Annotated in this window: 19 protein-coding genes; 11 read left to right on the top strand and 8 right to left on the bottom strand. The window is 69.5% G+C overall.

Annotation, left to right across the window (positions count from 1 at the left end):
* Nucleotides 1-30 precede the first annotated feature (30 nt).
* Both G361_RS0101335 and G361_RS0101330 read left to right on the top strand, forming a co-directional pair.
* Nucleotides 31-1029, top strand: a complete 999-nt coding sequence (locus tag G361_RS0101335; protein WP_019925239.1) for a hypothetical protein — start codon at nucleotides 31-33, stop codon at nucleotides 1027-1029.
* Nucleotides 1026-2027, top strand: coding sequence for an amidohydrolase family protein (locus G361_RS0101330; RefSeq protein ID WP_019925238.1), 1002 nt, complete (start codon nucleotides 1026-1028; stop codon nucleotides 2025-2027). The genes G361_RS0101335 and G361_RS0101330 overlap by 4 nt, the downstream gene beginning before the upstream one ends.
* Before the next feature lie 16 nt (nucleotides 2028-2043).
* On the opposite strand, the gene G361_RS41795 is transcribed toward G361_RS0101330, so the two are convergent.
* A complete protein-coding gene (locus tag G361_RS41795) occupies nucleotides 2044-3333 on the bottom strand; it encodes a diguanylate cyclase domain-containing protein (protein ID WP_019925237.1) in 1290 nt (429 codons plus the stop codon).
* A gap of 290 nt (nucleotides 3334-3623) precedes the next feature.
* Between G361_RS41795 and G361_RS0101320 the strand changes: the two genes are divergently transcribed.
* Nucleotides 3624-4844 (top strand): molybdopterin-binding protein, encoded by a 1221-nt coding sequence (locus G361_RS0101320; RefSeq protein ID WP_019925236.1) that lies wholly within the window; start codon nucleotides 3624-3626, stop codon nucleotides 4842-4844.
* Between the two features lie 8 nt (nucleotides 4845-4852).
* Here G361_RS0101320 and G361_RS0101315 read toward each other — a convergent pair whose 3' ends face one another.
* Nucleotides 4853-5449, bottom strand: coding sequence for a TetR/AcrR family transcriptional regulator (locus G361_RS0101315; protein ID WP_019925235.1), 597 nt, complete (start codon nucleotides 5447-5449; stop codon nucleotides 4853-4855).
* Nucleotides 5450-5546: 97 nt separating this feature from the next.
* On the opposite strand from G361_RS0101315, the gene G361_RS0101310 reads away from it, so the two are divergent.
* Entirely contained in the window at nucleotides 5547-7070 is a 1524-nt protein-coding gene (locus G361_RS0101310) for an AMP-binding protein (RefSeq protein WP_019925234.1), read from the top strand.
* A gap of 15 nt (nucleotides 7071-7085) precedes the next feature.
* Nucleotides 7086-8075: a nitronate monooxygenase family protein gene (locus G361_RS0101305; protein WP_019925233.1), complete on the top strand. Its 990-nt coding sequence runs from the start codon at nucleotides 7086-7088 to the stop codon at nucleotides 8073-8075.
* An 8-nt stretch (nucleotides 8076-8083) separates the two neighbouring features.
* Here the strand turns inward: G361_RS0101305 and G361_RS41790 are convergent, their stop codons facing one another.
* The 4 genes from G361_RS41790 to G361_RS0101285 form a co-directional block, all read right to left on the bottom strand.
* Nucleotides 8084-9292: a lipase family protein gene (locus G361_RS41790; protein ID WP_036494057.1), complete on the bottom strand. Its 1209-nt coding sequence runs from the start codon at nucleotides 9290-9292 to the stop codon at nucleotides 8084-8086.
* Between the two features lie 217 nt (nucleotides 9293-9509).
* Nucleotides 9510-10136 (bottom strand): TetR/AcrR family transcriptional regulator, encoded by a 627-nt coding sequence (locus tag G361_RS0101295; RefSeq protein ID WP_231386749.1) that lies wholly within the window; start codon nucleotides 10134-10136, stop codon nucleotides 9510-9512.
* Nucleotides 10137-10277: 141 nt separating this feature from the next.
* On the bottom strand, nucleotides 10278-10877 hold the full coding sequence (locus G361_RS0101290) for a hypothetical protein (RefSeq protein WP_019925230.1): 600 nt from the start codon (nucleotides 10875-10877) through the stop codon (nucleotides 10278-10280).
* 15 nt (nucleotides 10878-10892) lie between these two features.
* A complete protein-coding gene (locus G361_RS0101285) occupies nucleotides 10893-11210 on the bottom strand; it encodes a hypothetical protein (RefSeq protein ID WP_019925229.1) in 318 nt (105 codons plus the stop codon).
* A gap of 249 nt (nucleotides 11211-11459) precedes the next feature.
* On the opposite strand from G361_RS0101285, the gene G361_RS48980 reads away from it, so the two are divergent.
* From G361_RS48980 to G361_RS0101265, 4 genes are read left to right on the top strand one after another with little or no spacing between them, the layout of a single operon-like run.
* The gene (locus tag G361_RS48980; RefSeq protein ID WP_019925228.1) at nucleotides 11460-11603 is read left to right on the top strand and encodes a hypothetical protein; all 144 of its coding nucleotides are present in this window, start codon (nucleotides 11460-11462) and stop codon (nucleotides 11601-11603) included.
* Nucleotides 11600-12808 carry a CaiB/BaiF CoA-transferase family protein gene (locus G361_RS0101275; RefSeq protein ID WP_019925227.1) on the top strand — a complete coding sequence of 403 codons (1209 nt, stop codon included), beginning with the start codon at nucleotides 11600-11602 and terminating at the stop codon, nucleotides 12806-12808. Before G361_RS48980 ends, G361_RS0101275 begins: the two co-directional genes overlap by 4 nt.
* Nucleotides 12809-12831: 23 nt before the next feature.
* The gene (locus G361_RS0101270; RefSeq protein WP_019925226.1) at nucleotides 12832-13620 is read left to right on the top strand and encodes an enoyl-CoA hydratase; all 789 of its coding nucleotides are present in this window, start codon (nucleotides 12832-12834) and stop codon (nucleotides 13618-13620) included.
* A 34-nt stretch (nucleotides 13621-13654) separates the two neighbouring features.
* Complete coding sequence (locus G361_RS0101265) at nucleotides 13655-14551, top strand: TIGR03619 family F420-dependent LLM class oxidoreductase (protein WP_019925225.1); 897 nt, start codon at nucleotides 13655-13657, stop codon at nucleotides 14549-14551.
* A gap of 6 nt (nucleotides 14552-14557) precedes the next feature.
* Here G361_RS0101265 and G361_RS0101260 read toward each other — a convergent pair whose 3' ends face one another.
* Nucleotides 14558-15697, bottom strand: a complete 1140-nt coding sequence (locus tag G361_RS0101260; RefSeq protein ID WP_019925224.1) for an acyl-CoA dehydrogenase family protein — start codon at nucleotides 15695-15697, stop codon at nucleotides 14558-14560.
* The gene (locus G361_RS0101255) at nucleotides 15694-16863 is read right to left on the bottom strand and encodes an acyl-CoA dehydrogenase family protein (protein WP_019925223.1); all 1170 of its coding nucleotides are present in this window, start codon (nucleotides 16861-16863) and stop codon (nucleotides 15694-15696) included. The genes G361_RS0101260 and G361_RS0101255 overlap by 4 nt, the downstream gene beginning before the upstream one ends.
* Before the next feature lie 166 nt (nucleotides 16864-17029).
* On the opposite strand from G361_RS0101255, the gene G361_RS0101250 reads away from it, so the two are divergent.
* Both G361_RS0101250 and G361_RS41785 read left to right on the top strand, forming a co-directional pair.
* Complete coding sequence (locus G361_RS0101250) at nucleotides 17030-17899, top strand: MaoC/PaaZ C-terminal domain-containing protein (protein ID WP_019925222.1); 870 nt, start codon at nucleotides 17030-17032, stop codon at nucleotides 17897-17899.
* Nucleotides 17896-18930, top strand: coding sequence for a phosphotransferase family protein (locus G361_RS41785; RefSeq protein ID WP_019925221.1), 1035 nt, complete (start codon nucleotides 17896-17898; stop codon nucleotides 18928-18930). Before G361_RS0101250 ends, G361_RS41785 begins: the two co-directional genes overlap by 4 nt.
* Nucleotides 18931-18989 lie beyond the last annotated feature (59 nt).

The following is an 18989-nucleotide window of genomic DNA, read 5'->3' as shown; positions in this document are numbered from 1 at the left end:
ATTTTCCGGCATCGGAGAAGGGCTCGGCTCATGACCACTGCGCATCTCGACATCGCCGTCACCCGCTACGACAACACCCGAGGGCTGTTCGACGGATCCGTGGCCTTCGACGGCCTCGACGTCACCCTGCACAGTCCCGCCATCCCGGAAATCTTCGCGGGTCTGGTATCCGGCCGGTTCGACGTCGCCGAATTCGGCCTCACTCACTATCTGCGCGCCCGGGATACCGGCTCGCCCGATCTGGTCGCGATTCCGGTATTCCCGGCGAGGGCGTTCCGGCATTCCAGCATCTTCGTCAACACCTCGAAGGCGATCACCGGCCCGGCGGACCTCACCGGCCGCACGATCGGCGAATTCGGCATGTACGGTCAGGACTCGGGTATCTGGGCGAAGGGCATCCTGTCCGACGATTACGGATTCGCGCCGGAGCACAACCGCTGGATCATCGGCGGCCTGGAAACTCCGCTGCCCGCTCCGTTCGCATTCACCACACATCCGCATCCGGACGCGGTGGAGGTCGGCTTCGCGCCGCCGGGACGCACCCTCGCCGAGATGCTCGACCGCGGCGAGATCGACGCGCTGTTCGCCTCCAACGCACCCACTCCCTACCTCGCCGGCTCACCGAACATCGCCCCGTTGTTCCCGGATCACGAAGCCCGCGAACGTGATTGGTATCGCCGCACCGGCATCTTCCCCATGATGCACACGATCGTCGCCCGCCGGGAACTGTTCGAGGCCCGTCCGACACTTTCGCGCACCCTGTTCGACGGTTTCCTGACGGCCAAGAACGTTGCCGCACAACGCTATCGAGAAATGCGGAAGCTGTTCCAGGTCACCACGATGGTGCCGTGGATGTACCACCTGTTCGAGGAGAATCAGGCGCTGTTCCCGCAGGACTGGTTCCCCTACGGGACAGCGGCCAATCGCACGGCCTTGGAAACCTTCCTGCGTTATTCCCACGAGCAAGGGCTCTCCGCCGCCTCACACACCGTCGACGAATTGTTCGCCGAAGAATTGAGGAACACATGAGCACCGAGTACCGAATCGTCGCCCTGGAAGAGCATATGGTCACCGCCGCGGTGGTGGACGCGTGGCAGAAAGCGGAGCCGCGGCGGCGCGATCTCGCCCTCTCCCCGTCCACTCTGGGTGAGAGCGGGCGGCGCCTCGCCGAGATCGGCAACGAGCGCATCGCGGCGATGGACGCCGCCGGTATCGACACCCAGGTCCTGTCCCTGTCCGCACCCGGTGTGCAGAATCTCGACCCGCCCGACGCCGTCGCCCTGCAACGAGAGGTGAACGACCGACTGGCCGAGACGATCCGCGATCGGCCGGACCGTTTCCAGGCCTTCGCGACACTGGCCACCCCGGCGCCGGAGGCCGCCGCCGCCGAACTGGAGCGAGCCGTGACCGGCCTCGGCCTGTCCGGCGCGATGGTCTTCGGCCGCACCGGAGACCGGCACCTGGACGAACCGCGGTTCCGGCCCCTGCTGGAAACCGCCGCCGCGTTGCGCGCGCCGCTGTATCTGCACCCCCAGTCGCCACCGATCGCCGTGCGGGAGGCCTACTACAGCGGGCTCGGCGACCGCCTCGACGCCGCGCTCGCCACCCACGGCATCGGCTGGCACTACGACGCCGGCCTGGAACTGCTGCGCCTGATCCTGGCCGGCGTCTTCGACCGATTCCCGGATCTGCAGGTCATCGTGGGGCACTGGGGTGAGCTGATGATGTTCTATCTGGACCGCATCGATGCCGCGCTGCCGGAACTCGCCGGACTGGACCGGCCGGTCTCCGACTACCTGCGCACCAACGTATTCGTCACGCCCAGTGGCATTCTCAGCCAGAAGTACCTGCGCTGGGCCGTCGAGACCGTCGGCGCCGACCGGCTGCTGTTCGCCGCCGACTACCCGTTCGTCCCGCCGGCGACCGGCGCGCGGACCTTCCTGGACGCGGCGCCGCTGGAACCGGCCGAGCGGGCCGCCGTCGGCTCGGCGAACTGGGAACGCCTCCGCGCCGGGATACGGCGCTGATCCGCAGCCGATCGCGTCAATCCACGAGGTCGGCGCCGGGCGACGAGTCGAACGATTGGAAGGCCCACCGATGCCTGCCACCGAGCTTGGCCCGGTGCAGGCCCCGGTCGGCCGCGTCGAGCACCGTATCGGCATGGATACCCGCGGCCTCGGCGACCATGACCCCGACGCTGAGCGAGACCGGAAGCCGGTGCCCGTCGATCGCGATCGGCTCCGCGAGTGCGTTCAGCAACTCCTCCGCAACGGATACCGCGGTCCGATCGTCGGCCGGCGGCGCGAGGAGGACGACGAATTCGTCGCCACCGATGCGGGCGACGGTCCGGATCCGATCGGCCGGCACGCCCCGGAATCGGTCGGCGACCTCGCACAGGACACGATCGCCGACGGTATGGCCGTACAGATCGTTGATGTTCTTGAAATTGTCCAGGTCGGCGAAACACAATCCGATGTGCTCGCCGATCGGCGCGGTCGCCCCGATCGTCTCGACCTGTTCCTCGAGCTCCCGCCGATTCGGCAGACCCGTCAGCGGATCGTGGTGCGCCTGCCAGTGCAACTGCTGCTGGAGCGCGTGCTGTTCGGTGACGTCCTCACCGACCGCGACGAACGTGTCCGGCTGCCCCGCCGAGCCCCGCACATAGGTCACCGCGAACGACGTGTGCCGTACCGTGCCGTCGCCGCGGACCAGGCGCGTCTCCAGCCGGACGGTGCCCGACCGCTCGGCCACCTGCTCGAAGAACACCGCGATCGCATGGTCCACGTCGTCGGGGTGGACGAAGTCGAACACGGTGGCCGACGTCAGGCTGTCGACCGGCACGCCGAGCAGTTCGGCATTGGCCCGGTTGACGTAGCGGAGGGCGCCGTCGATCTCGCCGATCACGACCGCGACCGTCGAATGATCCAGCGCGACCCGGAACAACTTCCCGGTCGCCGCGACGAGGTCCGAATCGGCGGTGGCGGGCATATCGGCCCGATTCCGGCACGCGTCGCGGTGGCCGCGCACCACCGCGGACAGGATCTGCATACCGCGCCGGCGCGCATCGCCGCGCGGGCTCGCGGCGGCCAATCGGTACAACACCCGTCCCGCGGTGTTCGGTGCGCCGGCGACCACCAGACCCGCCTCGGCCAGTGCGGCCCCGACGCGCTCGCCCCGATCCGGCTCGAACGGCTCGGCCTCCAGGATCGCCGCCAGATCGTCGACGAATCCGGCGAGCCGCTCCCGATCACACGCCGACCCGATCAGGTATTTCTGCTCGGTCAGGGTTTCGCACCATTGCGAAACCAGTACCCCGCGATCCGTCGTATTCATTACATTCCTCGTCAACGATCTCCAGTACAGCTATCTGGTAGCTACTCCATGATATGACGTAGATCACCCCCTCGGGAGCACAGCAACGGGCCGCCGGAATTCCACCCCATCCGGCCACGAACGGCATTGCCGCACTGCATATCCGGACAGCCGCAATGAACGCACCGAGCGAGTTCCGGTGATGTGAGCGATCTGTGACGGCCGGGCAACGGCGGCGACCATCGCGCGCAATTTCCGCAGATCAGGATCGGTGGACTCGGAATTGCGGCGAACGACACGATGGGGGCGATATGGACGCGCGATGGCCGACGGTCGCGACGGTGACTCCCCCGGCCCGCACCGCAGTGCCGGTCGCGGATCTGGACGCGATACTGCGCGAACAGCTCGTCGCGCTGCCGATCCGGTGGGACACCGCGGACGCCGTGCCGGGCGCGACGCTGGCCGAGCCGATCATCGCGGGCACCGCGCTGCCGCGCGCCGATACCGCCGCGATGGACGGATACGCGGTCAGCGGTGCGGGCCCGACCTGGCGGCTGCGGTCGGGAATCCGCGCGGCAGGTCACGCGAACGGGCTTGCGCTGGAACGGAATTGCGCGGTCCGCATCGCCACCGGGGCGACCACCCCGCGCGGCACGACCGCGGTACTGCGGGACGAGCACGTCCGGCGCATCCGGATCTCCGGCGGCGAGGCGATCGCACTGGATCCCGGCACGCCGTTCCGGAACGACACCCGGCGCAGCGGTGAATACTGGTCGGGCGGACAGGAATTGGTGAGCGCGGGCACGGCGGTCTCGGCGGCGGTCGTATCGGTCGCGGCCAGCGCCGAGGCGCCGCTGCTGGCCGTGCGCGGCCCGGTGTCCGCCGATGTCCTGGTCACCGGTGACGAGATCCGCGCGGTGGGTCCCCTGGCCGAGGGGCAGACCCGCGACTCACTGTCGCCGGCACTGCCGGAATACCTGCGCGCGTGCGATATCGGCTGCGCGAGCCTGCGGCATCTCGACGACGACCCGGACCTCGTGCGCGCCTGGTTCACCGCGTCCCGGACGCCGCTGCTGATCGTCGTCGGCGGCACCGGGCACGGCGCGGCCGACCATCTGCGGGCGGTACTGGCCGGACTCGGCGCCCGCATCCTGATCGACGGTGTCGCGATGCGGCCCGGCGGCTCACAACTGCTCGCGCTGCTGCCGAGCGGACAGGTGATCCTGTGCCTGCCCGGCAATCCGTTCGCCGCGATCACCGCGCTGCTGGTCACCGGCCCGCTGATCGTGGACGCGCTCACCGCACGCACCGCACGCCCCCGGCTGCAGGGACGCATCGTGGGCCGCGTCGCCTCCGACGACCGGCGGACCCGCGTGGTCCCGGCGCTCCCGGTCGCCGCCGGGGTCTGGCAGAGCATGGGATCGCCGCGCACCCCGCACCTGGGCGACCTGATCGCCGCCCGCGCGCTGGCCCTGATCGGGCCCGCGGGCACCGGCGACGGCCACGCCGAGTTGCTGATGCTGCCGCACTGACGGCCCGCTCAGCCGCGCGCCCGCACCATTCCCAGACCCAGCCGCACGAATTCCGCCGCGACCTGTTCGGGACGCAACGGCCCGGTCGGATCGAACCAGGTCGCGATGGCGGAACCCATCGTGAGCAGGGCCCGCGTCGCGACCTCGACGTCGTCGACCTCGAATTCGCCGCCCGCCACACCGGCCGCGACCAGGTCCCGGAAGATCCGTTCCTGCTCGTCGCGCGCCTCGATCACCCGCTGCCGGTGTTCGGGATCGAGGCTGCGGATCTCGGTCGCACCCACCAGCGCGTCGTCGCGCCGCAGCGCGTGGAACAGCGCCCAGGCGGATACGGCCGCGCGGAACCGCGGCACCGGCGAGGGCCCCGCCGCCGCGATCGCCCGGTCCACGCGGTCGCGGGCGTCGGCCAGGGCGATCGACATGATCGCGACCAGGATCTGCTGTTTGGACTGGAAATGGTGGTACAGCGCCGCGGAGGTCATCCCGGCCTCCGTGGCGATGTCGCGGATCGTCGTCCCGTGGTAGCCGCACCGGACCATGCACCGCGCCGCCGCACTCAGCACCCGCGCGCGCCCGTCGGTGCGACGCGCATCGTTGTCGCCCATCGGTGCACACCTTTCCATGTCCGGCCCTTGGCAGATACCTTATCGAGCGATAGGTTATCGCTTGATAAGGTATCGGATCGGCTCTTCCGGGAGAGGCATGACGGATTTTCCTGACACCCACGCGGCCGCGCACCCGGATCGCCCGGCGTACATCATGGCGAGCACGGGCACGGTCGTGACCTACCGCGCGCTGGTGGACGATTCGCGCGCGATCGCGGAACTGCTGTGGTCCCGGGGAATCCGGCACGGCGACTGCGTGGCGCTGCTGATGGAGAACAACGCGCATTTCCTGACGATCGCCTGGGCCGCGCAACGTATCGGCCTGCGCTACGTGACCGTCTCCACCCGCTTGCTGCCCGAGGAGGTCGCCTACACCCTGCGCGACTCCGGCGCCCGCGCGCTGTTCACCAGCGCGCGTCATCTGGAGACGGCTGTCGCGGCCACAGCCGGGTTACCCGCGGTCGGCGCGCGATTCGTCGTCGACGCCGCGCACCCCGGATTCGAGGATCCGGCGACGGCCCTGCGGGCCCTGCCCGGCGAACGTGTCGCGGACGAGCGCGAGGGTATCGACCTGCTGTATTCCTCCGGCACCACGGGCCGGCCGAAGGGTGTGGTCGCCGAACTGCCGCTGCATCCGCTCGGCACGCCGCCCGGCGTGGCTGACCTGCTGCACCGGTACTGGGGTATCGACGAGCACAGCGTCTATCTGTCGCCGGCGCCGCTGTATCACGCTGCGCCACTGCGGTTCAGCATGACGACGCACCGCTACGGCGGCACGGTCGTGGTGATGGAGAAATTCGAGCCGGACCGGGCCCTGGACCTGATCGAGCGCTATCGGGTGACGCACACCCAGATGGTCCCGACCATGTTCATCCGGATGCTGAAACTGCCTGCCGCACAACGGGATCGGGATCTCTCGTCGCTGCGGACGGTGATCCACGCCGCGGCGCCGTGCCCGCCGGACACCAAGCGGGCGATGATCGACTGGCTGGGACCCATTGTCCACGAATACTATTCGTGCACCGAGAACTGCCTGTTCACCGCGCTGGATGCCGCGGAATGGCTCGCACATCCCGGATCCGTGGGGCGGGCGATTCTCGGGACGCCGCACATCCTGGACGAAACCGGCCGGGAACTGCCGCTCGGCGAGACGGGCACGATCTGGTCCGAAGGCGGCCTGCCCTTCGAATATCTCCACGACCCCGAGAAGACCGCCGCGGCGCGCAACGACCGCGGCTGGGCGACGGTCGGCGATCTCGGATATCTCGACGAGGGCGGTTTCCTGTACCTCTCCGATCGCCGGGCCGATCTCATCCTCTCCGGCGGCGTCAACGTCTATCCCCGGGAGGCGGAGGACGCGCTGGCCATGCATCCCGAGGTCGCCGACGTCGCCGTATTCGGTATTCCGCACGACGAATTGGGCGAGGTGGTGCACGCCGTGGTCGCGCCCGCACCGGGTGTCGAACCGGGCCCGGAGCTGGCCGCGAAACTGCTGGCCCACCTGCACGGCCGGCTCGCGGCCTACAAATGCCCGCGCGCCATCGATTTCGAGCCCGAGTTGCCCCGCCACGCCACCGGCAAGCTCTACAAACGATTGCTGCGCGACCGCTACGTCCGCTGAGAAGAGGAATATTCCATGGTTCTGCCGCCGATCCTGACGGACCGCCTCCGACTGCCCGCCGTGGCGTCACCGATGTTCATCGTGTCCGCTCCCGATCTCGTGGTCGCCCAGTGCGCGGCCGGAATGGTCGGATCCTTCCCGAGTCTCAATGCCCGCCCGCAGGCGTGCTTCCGGGAATGGCTGACCGAGATCACCGAACGGCTCGCCGCCCACGACGCGGCACATCCCAGCGCACCCGCGGCGCCCTTCGCCGTCAATCTGATCGTGCACAAATCCAACGACCGGCTCGACGCCGATCTCGCCACGATCGTGGAATTCGAGGTGCCGATCGTCATCACCTCACTCGGCGCGCGGTCCGATGTCAACGACGCCGTCCACGCCTACGGCGGCATCGTGCTGCACGATGTCATCGACAATCGCTACGCGCACAAGGCGATCGACAAGGGGGCGGACGGACTGATCGCGGTCGCGGCGGGCGCCGGCGGACATGCGGGTACGCAATCGCCGTTCGCGCTGTTGCAGGAGATCCGCGAATGGTTCGACGGCCCCCTGCTGTTGTCCGGCTCGATCGGGCACGGCCGGTCGATTCTCGCCGCGCAGGTGGCCGGGGCCGATCTCGCCTATATCGGCTCGGCGTTCATCGCCACCACGGAGGCCAATGCCACCGACACCTACAAACAGATGATCGTGGATTCCGGCGCCGGCGACATCGTGTACTCCAACCTCTTCACCGGTGTGCACGGAAATTACCTGCGCGGCAGCATTGTCGCGGCCGGTATGGACCCGGACAATCTGCCGACCTCGGACGCGTCGGCGATGAATATGAGCGCCATGGCCGATACCGAAACCAAGGCGTGGCGCGATATCTGGGGCGCCGGTCAGGGAATCGGCCCGGTCCGTGAGGTGGTACCCGCCGCGGATCTGGTGGACCGCCTCCGCCGGGAATACCGCCAGGCACAGGATTCGCTGCGCGCGACCCTGGCCACGGTCGCGGCGCAAGGCTGATCCGCGAGTCAGCGATCGGTGGTGCAGCCTTCCGGGACCAGCGTCCCGGCGAACAGTTCCCCGACCCGATCGGCGGTCTGCGCGGTGGCCAGGGCCTGCGCGCCGACGATGAAGTGCCCGCCGGGTTGCACCTGCAGCCGCACGCGGGCCCGCTCCCGGCACCAGTTCCGGTAGAGATTCACCGCGCCGGCCAGCGGCACGAAGATCTCGTCGGCGCCGTGGTAGATCAGCAGCGGCGCCGCGGGTGCTGCGGCGCCGAGCGTGTTCGCCGCGATGATCCGCCGCACGAGCGGCAACTCGATCGGGTCGGGCACGTCGGTGAGCTGTTCCACCCGGATCCGGGTCACCAGGCCCAGCAGGGTCGCGGGCTCGATACAGAGGTTGCGGAGCGCGTGCGCCAGGCGCCACCCGTTGTCGTTGAGCAGCGTCAGCAGTTCCGGATACTCCCGGGCCAGCCCCAGGGTCGCGGCGAGGAAGACACCGGCGGCGGCGGTGCCGTTCATCGTCTCCCAGAGCATCCGGTAGTCGGCGGGCGTACCGCCGATCATCGCGCCGGCCAGACGGAGTTCGGGGGCGTATCCGGGCGCGAGTTGGGCCGCCCATCCGGTGGCGATGGACCCACCGGAGTACCCGGTCAGCACGACCGGCGAGTCGGGCCGCAGTTCGCCCAGCCCGAGGCCGATCGCGGCGCGCACGGCGTCGAGCACCGCGTGCCCCTCCATCAGTCCGGCCGAGTACGCCTGCCGGGGGCCCTGGTAGTCGGGCACGACGACGGCGTACTCACGATCCAGCAGCGCCGTGATCGCCAGCAGGTCGGCCTGCAGCCCGCTCCTCATCTTCTGCGAAGGGACACAACCGTTTCCGAGCGCGGAGATCGGCGGAACGTAGCCGACCAGCGGGCGTGGTCCCGGACCGGACCACGGGGTGTCCGGCAGGAGCAGGGTCGCCACCACGGGCACCGGATCGGCCACGGTGTCGGTGGAGCGGATCAGCAGTTCGGTCGACTGCGCCGTCGGCGGAAATGCCACGTGCGCCGGACGATTCGCGAGAACCGTCCCCGGCCGGGTCTGCTCGAATCCCGGTGCGGGCCGATAGAACGGATCCGGTAGCGGGTCCGGCAATACCGACGACAATTCGTGCGGCGGATCACCCGGCAGATCCGCGCGACCGGTCACCGGCGGCCCGATCGATATCACCGCGCACACGACGGCCGCCACTGCCCACGCTGTCGCACGCCCGCAGTTCGCCACGTCTGTCGACCACTCCTGTGCTGATGTGTTCGCACGATCGGCGAACACGATTCCGCCTGTGGACAATTCGCACTCGACCGGCTCACCCGCGAACCGCGGACGAGACGGGAACGCCGAAAGCTGTCCCAGCTTCTCATGCCCACCGACGGGAACTCGTTTGCGCGATCCTCGGCGTGGCGCTCGGTCAGCTCCCGGATTCCAGCGAACGTTTCGCCTTCTCGATCAACGCATCCAGGCCCATTTCGAAGACGCGGTCCTGCACCAGGCTCAGGCCGTATCCGTGCTCGACCAGTTTCGCGAGATTCGGCATGGCCGCGCTGTCGATGGGCGTCGCCGCGGGATTTTCCCGCGCGGCCGCGTCGAGACCGTCGCGGCGTTCGAGCATGGCGAAGCCGCGGCTGTGCACCGAGAGCGAGAAATAGGTCTCCAGGGCGCCGCCGGGCGTGAAGCCCGCCTGCACGAGAATTTCGATGATGGCTTCCAGGCGCTGGTAGGCGACGTGGCTGGGATGCGCGCCGTAATCGGCGGTGTGCATGATCAGCAGATCGCAGAGGACCGGATTGTCGCGGAACAGCGCGCGCATCTGCAGGAAATGCGACCGCAGATCCTCGTGCCACGCACCGGTACCGGTGAACGGCAGCGCGATCTCGTATTGTTCGAGGGCGCGGTCGCGCATCGCCTCCAGCAACTGGTCCTTGCTGCGGAAATACCAATAGAGGCTGGTGACACCGACATCCATCTGTTTGGCCAGCGCCGGCATGCTGAGTTTGTCCACCGATACTTCCGCCGCGAGAGCGAATGCGGCGTTCACGATTTCCTCGGCCGTGATGGAACCGCGCTCCCGGCGTTGCCGCCGTGGTGTTCGCGTCGCTGCCGCCGCCCGCGCCACAGTCGCCCCTTCCGGTAAGTTCGCTCCGTATTCGCCGAGCCTAGCAGCCGGCCGGCGAATACCTCAGCGCCGCTTCGGCGGAACGGGATCCGCCGTGCCCGGCCACAATCGACCGGCCGTCCGAATCGACTCGATATCGGCGATATTCCCGCCGCAATCCCCCGCCGCGGCCAGTGCGTGCGTCTTGAACATTCGGGCCGCGAGGCTGAGCCGGTGCCGGTCCGGCGCCGTGCGGCCGGCGAGTTCGTCCGGACAGTCCGCGCCGTAGAGGGTTATCTCGTGCCGGCCGCGCGCGATCGCCCGCACCACCCACCGCCGCAAGCGCGCATTCGTGGCGCAGTACGCGGCGGATATCGCATAGGCCTGCGGCTCCACGTCGGCGGGCCCGCGCGCGATCGCCTCGTTCAGATCGACGACCTCCGCACCGAGGATCCGCAGCGGCAACGGGTCGGCCGGGTCGGCGGCGAGTACCGTGACATCCCATCCCGCCAGGGACCGGTCGAATATCCAGCCACCGGCCGAATTCACCAATTCGCTTGTGTCGCAGGCGATGACCGCGACGCGATAACGCAGCGACCGCTCCCGGGCCTGTGCGATCGACCGATCGATCGGTACCACGCGCGACAGTTCCGGATCCACCGGACGCAGCGACAGAACGGACATCGGATTTCCTCGCCGTCAATCGGAGGCCGGCAAGGCCTTCGCGGCCTTGATCGCCATGGGTGTGCCGTCGCAGGAGAGTTCGCCGGTGCCCGACGACGTGCACAGCAATTCGACGGCACCCTCGGTATCGACGTACCGCTTACCGACGAGCGTCCTCGCCGGCGCGCCGTCCTTCGGCGCACCCGAGGCCGCGGCACCCGCCGCCGGCACCATCGGCGCACCGCCACAGGCGATCATGACGGACGCGGCGGGCGCCCGCACGACGACCACCCGGGTGCCGCAGACGGCACTGGCCAGCTGTGACCCGGGTCGCAGAATTGAGGTCGCGGTCATCAGATGTGTCCTTTCGATCCGGACAGCGGAGGTGTGTGATGCGCCGGAGGCCGGCCCTGCCGTTACCGCCCGGCGCCGTTCCCCGGACTATACAGTAATGACTTACGGTAACAAGGGACAGTTCGAAAATCACGCTCTCCAGCTGGACCTTCTCCCCGCCGGCCGCGATCCGCACGGTCACACCGGCGAATACGGACGGCCGCATCTGAACCCCTTGCGGAAAGCCCTTACGATAAGGTATTCGATTATGTGAGCGCCGTCACGGCCGCGGCTCCCGGGAGGTGGGCCGCCGGCCGTCGCGAGACCACCCGAGCACTGGAGCACACGATGTCGCCGAACGGATCCGCCAGCGAGTTCCCCGAGACCGAGACCCGCGCGGCGGTGATCGCATGAGCGGGCCACTGGACGGGATCCGGGTCCTCGAGGTCGCGATGTACGGTTTCGTACCGTCGGCGGGCGCGGTGCTCGCCGACTGGGGCGCGACCGTGATCAAGGTCGAGCACGCCGTCACCGGTGATCCGCAGCGCGGCCTGCGGCAGATCGGCCCGATCATCGTCGAGGGCGACCCCAATCCCAATATCGAGCACGCCAACCGCGGCAAGCGCAGCATCGGGATCGATATGGCGAATCCGCGAGGGCGCGAGATCGTGCACCGGCTGGCCGAGACCGCCGACGTCTTCCTGACCAGCTTCCTGCCCTCGCACCGCGCGAAATTCGGCATCGACGTCGCCGACATCCGCGCGGTCAATCCCACGATCATCTATGCCCGCGGCAGCGGCCTCGGCCCCCGCGGCGCCGAATCCGACAAGGGCGGCTACGACATGACCGCCTACTGGTGCCGGGGCGGCGTGGCCGCCTCGATCACCCCGCCGGACGTGACCGGGATGATCGGCCCGCCAGGGCCCGCGTTCGGTGACACGATCTCCGGCACCAACCTCGCCGGCGGCATCGCGGCGGCCCTGGTGAAGCTGGGCCGCACCGGCGAACCGTCGGTGGTGGACGTCTCCCTGCTGTCCAGTGGCGTGTGGTCCATGGGGCACACCATCGCCCTGTCCGCCTATGCCGGCCGGCCGCTCGAGGCCGCGCCGACCGGTTCGCACGGCGCGCCGACCAATCCGCTGGTCGGGCTCTACGCGACGAAGGACGGACGGTACCTGTCGCTGGCGATGTTGCAGCCCACCAAGTTCTGGTCCGACGTGTGCCGCCACATCGATCGCCCGGAACTCGCCGACGATCCCCGCTTCGCCACCGCCGAGTCGGTCGCGGCGAATACCGAAGCGGGCGTGGCGATCCTGCGGGAGGCGATCGGGAGCCGCACGCTCGCCGAATGGACCGAACGCCTCGGCACGCTCGCCGGACCGTGGGCGCCGGTGCAGGATTGCCTCCAGGTCCTCGACGACCCGCAGGTCCGCGCCAACGAATACGTGCGGAAAGCGGGTGAGCTGCAACTGGTTTCGAGCCCGGTGCAATTCGACCTGACCGCACCCGACCTGTCCCCCGGTCCCGAGTTCGCCGCGCAGACCGAGGAGATCCTGCTGGAGCTGGGCCTGGACTGGGACGGCATCCTCGCACTCAAGTCCGCCGGCGCGGTCACGTAATCCCCCCGAGTCAGGAGCAGCACGTGTACATCCGTTACGAGGTCGCCGACCGGATAGCGACGATCACACTGAACCGGCCGGAGGCCGCCAACGCCCAGAATGCCGAGCTGCTGGACGAATTGGATGCCGCCTGGGTGCGCGCCGCCGACGATCCGGAGGTCGCGGTGATCGTGCTCCGGGCCGAGGGCAAGCACTTCTCCGCCGGACACGATCTGCGAGCGCGCGGCTCGTCCGACTCGACGGCCAAGCTGACCCTGGAACGGCTGTACGAGTTCGAATCCCGGCGTTATCTGGAGTATTCGCTGCGCTGGCGCAACATCCCCAAACCCTCCATCGCGGCGGTCCAGGGCCGTTGTATCTCCGGTGGGCTGCTGCTGTGCTGGCCCTGCGACCTGATCATCGCCGCCGAGGACGCGCAGTTCTCCGACCCCGTCGTGCTCATGGGTATCGGCGGCGTCGAATACCACGGCCACACCTGGGAACTCGGACCCCGCAAGGCCAAGGAGATCCTGTTCACCGGACGCCCCGTCACCGCGCACGAAGCCGAACAGGTCGGCATGGTCAACAAGGTCGTCGCCCGCGACCAACTCGACGCCGAAGCCCGCTCGTGGGCCGAGCAGATCGCCAAGATGCCCGCCTTCGGGCTGCGCCAGGCCAAACGCGCGGTCAACCAGACCCTCGACATCCAGGGCTTCTACGCCGCCATCCAGTCGGTGTTCGACATCCACCAGACCGGCCACGGCAACGCACTCAGCGTCAGCGGATGGCCCGTACTCGCGCGACTCGACGATATGAAGGCCAATATCACATAGCGCCTTGTCATCCCGGAAACGAAACGAGCCGACCATGCCACTGGACCCGAACGCCGCACCCCTGCGGTTCGGTATCGGACTGCACAGCGCCCGCATCGACCGGTGGGGCGATATCGCCGAGGAAGCGGACCGGCTGGGCTTCGAATCCGTCTGGATACCGGAACATCTCGTGGTCCCGATCGATTCGTCCGGAAGTCCGCACGCCGGTTCGGACCATCCGCCGATCCCGTCCGACATCCCGGTCCTCGACCCCTTCGGCGTGCTGTGTCATCTGGCGGCCCGGACGCGGCGAATCCTGCTGGGCATCAACGTCTACAACATCGGCCTGCGGCATCCGTTCGTCACCGCGCGGGCCGCGACCACGGTCGACGTCCTGTCCGGCGGGCGGCTGGCCCTGGGCCTCGGCGCCAGCTGGCTGCGCGCCGAATGGGACGCCGTCGGACTGGATTTCGATCGCCGCGGCGCTCGCGTGGACGAGACGATCGAGGTGTGCCGGCGACTGTGGTCCGAACCGATCGTCGAACACCACGGCGAATACTTCGATTTCGGGCCGCTGGCCTTCGAGCCGAAGCCGGTACAGCGGCCGGGACCGGCCCTGCACATCGGCGGCGACGGCCCGGCCGCACTGCGCCGGGCCGCCACCGCCGGCACCGGCTGGATGCCGATGAATCACAGCCTGGCCGAACTACCGGCGGCGCTGGCCCGGCTCGCCGACCTCGCCGCGCGGCACGGCCGCACCACCCCGCTCGAGGTGACCGTGCACGGCCGCATCACCGAGATCGCCGACCTGCGGCACTACGTCGACGCGGGCGTGACGCGGGTGATCGTCGCGCCGTGGACCAGAACCCGCACGGCGATCGAGGAACTGCGCGAATTCACCGAGCGGATCGTCCGGCCGTGGAATTCGAGCTTCGAGCCGGCCGGCCGCTGACCGGCGTCACCAGAGGCTTCCGGTGGGGTTGCGCACCAGGAGATCGGTGAGCTCCCGCAGCCGGTTGGCGCGCTTCCCGGCACGCAACTGCGCGGCCTTGGCCCGCCGGAAGTGATGGTGCAGAACATGTTCGACGGTCGTGCCGACCCCGCCGTGGATCTGCGCCGCGGTCAGCACGATCTCCACATACGACCGACCGGCGACGAATACCGCCAGCAGTGCGGCGGTGCGGTCGCGCTCCGGCGACTCCACCGCCGACAGGGCCTCGTCGAACGACAGCCGGGCGGCGTCCGCCGCGATCGCCATCCGGGACAGATGATGGCGCACCGCCTGGAAGTTCCCGATCGGCTGCCCGAACTGGATCCGCTCCCGCGCGTACCGCACCGAGAACTCCAGCACCGCTTCGCAACCGCCGACCATCACCGCGGCACGCAGCAGATTCGCCGCCGCGAGTGCGTATTCCGCATCCGGGCCCGGAATATCGTCGGCGAGAACATATTCCGCGGGCACCACCAGTCCGGCCACCTCGATCCGCGCCGCACGCTCGTTGTCGACACTGATCACCGCGGTGCGGCGCTCACCGAGCCGATCCCGCGGTACCGCCGCCACGGCCCAGCGCGAATCCTGTTCGGCCGCCGCGTCGTTCGCGACGGGCACCAGGAAGATCGTGGTGTCGCACTGCTGCGCCCATTCCACGACGATCGGCGGCCCGGCCAGCCGCAATCCGCCGTCGGGGTCCACCGTCGCCCGCACGGTGCGATCCGCGGGTGCGGCGAGCGCGTGCGGAACCCCCGCCGCGACCGCGCTCAGCATCGGATCGATCCGCGCGGCCGGCGCCACCGCTTGCAGCACGGTGGCGGCGCGGAGCGTCGGCAACCAGGGCGATGCGACGGCCGCACGGCCGAATTCGACCGCGACGGCCGCCGCCGCCGCGATCCCGGCGGCCGCGCCACCGACCCGTTCCGGCAGGCTCACCGCCGTCCAGCCGAGATCGACGATCTGCCGCCAGCGCTCGGCGTCGTAGCCGAGCGCGGATTCCTGTTGCCGATTCAGATAGCCGTTGTCGGCGAATCCGGCGAAGAACTCCCGCGCCGTGGCGGCGAGGAGAGCGACTTCGGTCTCCGTCGCCGTTGCGGTGTCGGTCATTTCGCCATCCCCAGTCCACGCGTCGCGATGATGTCCAGCTGGATCTCGTTGGTGCCGCCGCCGAATCGCCACACCGGCGACGAGCGCAGGCCGCGCTCCAGATGCCCGTGCGCCGGGGCGGATTCGCAGCCGTGCGCGATCGACCCGTCCTCGCCGATCAGATCCAGGCCGAGATTGCAGATCCGCTGGCGCAGTTCACCCCACCAGATCTTGTTCATCGACGCCTCCGCGTACGGCACCCGCCCCTCGGACAGCATCCGGGCGCCGCGCATCGCGAACATCCGGCACAGCTCCACGTCGACGGCCAGCTCGCCGACGGTCGCCTGCAGCGCGTGCGCCTCGGCGGTGTCGCCGTCGAGCAGCCCGGCCGGCCCGGCCCATTCGGTCAATTGCCGTAATTCCCACCGAGGTTCGTTGTGATAGAACATCCGCTCGAAGTTCAGCGCGGCGGTGATCGCCGACCAGCCCGCGTCCTGCGCGCCGACCAGACCGCTCGCCGGGATCCGGACATCGTCGAGGAATACCGCGTTGGTGCGCTCACCGCCCTGGGTGATGATCGGCCGAATCGTGATGCCCGGCACGTCCATCGGCGTGATCAACAGGCTCACGCCCCGATGGCGGGACTCCGGTGTGCCGGTCCGTACCGCGAGCCACAGATGGGTCGCCACCGACGCGCCGGTGGTCCAGATCTTCTGCCCGTTCACGACGTACTCGTCACCGTCGCGAACGGCCTTGGTACGCAACGACGCCAGATCACTGCCGGCATCCGGCTCGCTGTACCCGATCGCGAATTCCAGCTCACCGGCCAGGATTCGCGGAAGATACTCGGCCTTCTGCGCATCGCTGCCCAGCCGCACCAGCACCGGGCCGATCGCGTTCAACGTCAGCAGCCCGTTCGGCAGCCGCCGGTTGTAGAGCTCCTCGGCGAACAGCCACTGCTCGATCGCCGACAGACCGCGGCCACCGAACTCCCGCGGCCACGACACGCCCAGCCAGCCGTCGGCCCCGAGCCGGCGCAGGAACCGCCGGCCGTGCTCGCGCGGCTGCATGGGGTCGTCGATGTTCTCCGCCCGCGTCGCCTCGATCAACTCCGGATCCAGAGTGTCGAGATAGGCGCGCAGATCGGTCAGGAATCCGAGCTGACTCGGTCCGAGTGTGGCTTTCACGCGTTGTCCTCTCGCCGACGGGCCTCGCCCGCGGTCTTGCCGGATCCAGGCTATGCCCGCGCGAATGGCGTAGTCAACCAATCAGTTGACTTCAGAAGGCTTGCCGCGCCGACATGCCGCGTTATTATCAACCATGTAGTTGAATACAAGCGAGGGACCGATACACGTGCCGATCAATGAAACCCTGGCCACGACCACGCCGCCGCGGCTCGAGACCTTCGGCTGGCGGTCCGACGATGTGCTGTTGTACCACCTGGCCCTGGGGGCCGGATCGGCTCCGACCGATCCCGCCGAACTCGCCTACGTCACCGAGCCGGACCTGCGGGTGCTGCCGTCGTTCGCGGTCGCGGCGCGCTCGCTGCACGAGGCCGGACCGCCGGACCTGGACTGGCCCGGGATCGAGGCCGACCTGTCGCAATATCTGCACGGTAGCCAGCGGATCGACCTGCACGCCCCGATCCCGGCCGCCGCCACCGGCGCGATCGCCGAGACCCGGGTGGCCGCCGTGTACGACAAGGGCAAGGCGGCGCTGGTCTGCCTGGAGACCACGGCCCGCACCGCCACCGGGACCCCGCTGTGGACGGAGACCTCGCGGCTGTTCATCCGCGGTGAGGGCGGATTCGGCGGTGAGCGGGGACCGTCGCAGGACATCGCGATACCGGACCGCGCCCCGGACGCCGTCCGCACCGTCGCGACCCTGCCGCAGCAGGCACTGTGGTATCGGCTGCTCGGCGACCGCAATCCGCTGCACAGCGATCCGGTGGCCGCCGAGGCCGCCGGATTCCCGCGGCCGATCCTGCACGGGCTGTGCACCTACGGGATCGCGCTGAAGGCGGCGCTGCGGATCCTGCTCGACGACGACACCGCGGCCGTCCGCGGCTACGACGCCAAATTCACCGGCGTCGTCTTCCCCGGCGAATCCCTGCACCTGTCCGGCTGGCGCGACGGCGACCGGATCGTGCTCACCGCGACCGTCGCCGACCGCGACGACGCGCCGGCGCTGCTGGCCGAACTCACCGTCGGGGCCGTCGCGTGATCGCCCTCGATCGTGAACTACCCGCCGCGGTCGCCGACTGGCTCGCCACCGCGCTGCCCGCGGCCGCGCCGCCGTTGCGCTGCGAACGGATCAGCGGCGGCTACAGCATGCTCACCTACCGCCTGCTGGACAGCGCCGGCCGCTGCTGGGTGCTGCGGCACCCACCGGCCGGGCACACTTCCGGGAAGGCGCACGACACCGACCGCGAGGTGCGGGTCATGTCCGCGCTGGCCGGCAGCGCGGTACCGGTGCCCCGGCTCGCGGCGGTCGGCGCCGCCGCCGATCCGCTCGGATTACCTTGTCACATCACCGAATTCGTGCCCGGCTTCGTCCTCGCCGACGCCACCGCCGCGGCCCGCGACGTCGCACCCGCGGCGCTGCGCACCGCGACCGAGCAGATCGTGGATGTGCTGGCCACCCTGCACTCCCTCGATCCCGATGCGGTGGGCCTCGGCGATTTCGGGCCGCGCTCGGGCTATGTCGCCCGGCAGTTGCACCGCTGGCGGTCGGTCATCGATGCCGCGGCCCGGCCGGAGACCGCCGCGGCGGTGGCCCGGCTGCACGCGCTCGCGACCGTGATCGAGACCGACCTGCCGACCGGCGGCCCGGTCCGGATCGTGCACGGCGACTATCGGCTCGGCAACGCGATCGTCGGCCCGGACGGGCAGGTTCGCGCGATCCTCGATTGGGAACTCGCCTCGCTCGGTGATCCGCTGGCCGATCTCGCCGCGCTGGTGGCGTTCTGGCGGCCGCCCGCGGTCGCGATGCTCGGCGACGAGATGCCCACCACCGCACCCGGCGCGATCACCGTCGAGGAGGTGATCGACCGCTACCGGTCCCGATCCGGGGTGCCGATGGACGATTTCTGGGTCTACGACACCTTCGCGTCCTGGCGCCTGGCCTGCACCGCGCTGCGGGCCCATGCCCGCTTCGCCTCCGGCGCGATGCACGATCAGGGTGGCCTGGAACGGTTCCGGGTGGCCTGCGGATCGTGGATCGACGCCGCCGAGCGGGCCGCCGCGGCCCGGTGACCGACGCGAGCGCCGCCCCGGTCCGCAATGGACTTCCGGGGCGGCGCAGGCGTTTTCGG

The sequence above is a fragment of the Nocardia sp. BMG111209 genome (assembly GCF_000381925.1).
In the GTDB taxonomy this organism is placed as follows: domain Bacteria; phylum Actinomycetota; class Actinomycetes; order Mycobacteriales; family Mycobacteriaceae; genus Nocardia.
The sequence above is the reverse complement of the archived record's forward strand: the minus strand, read 5'-3'. Positions and strand labels throughout refer to the sequence as shown.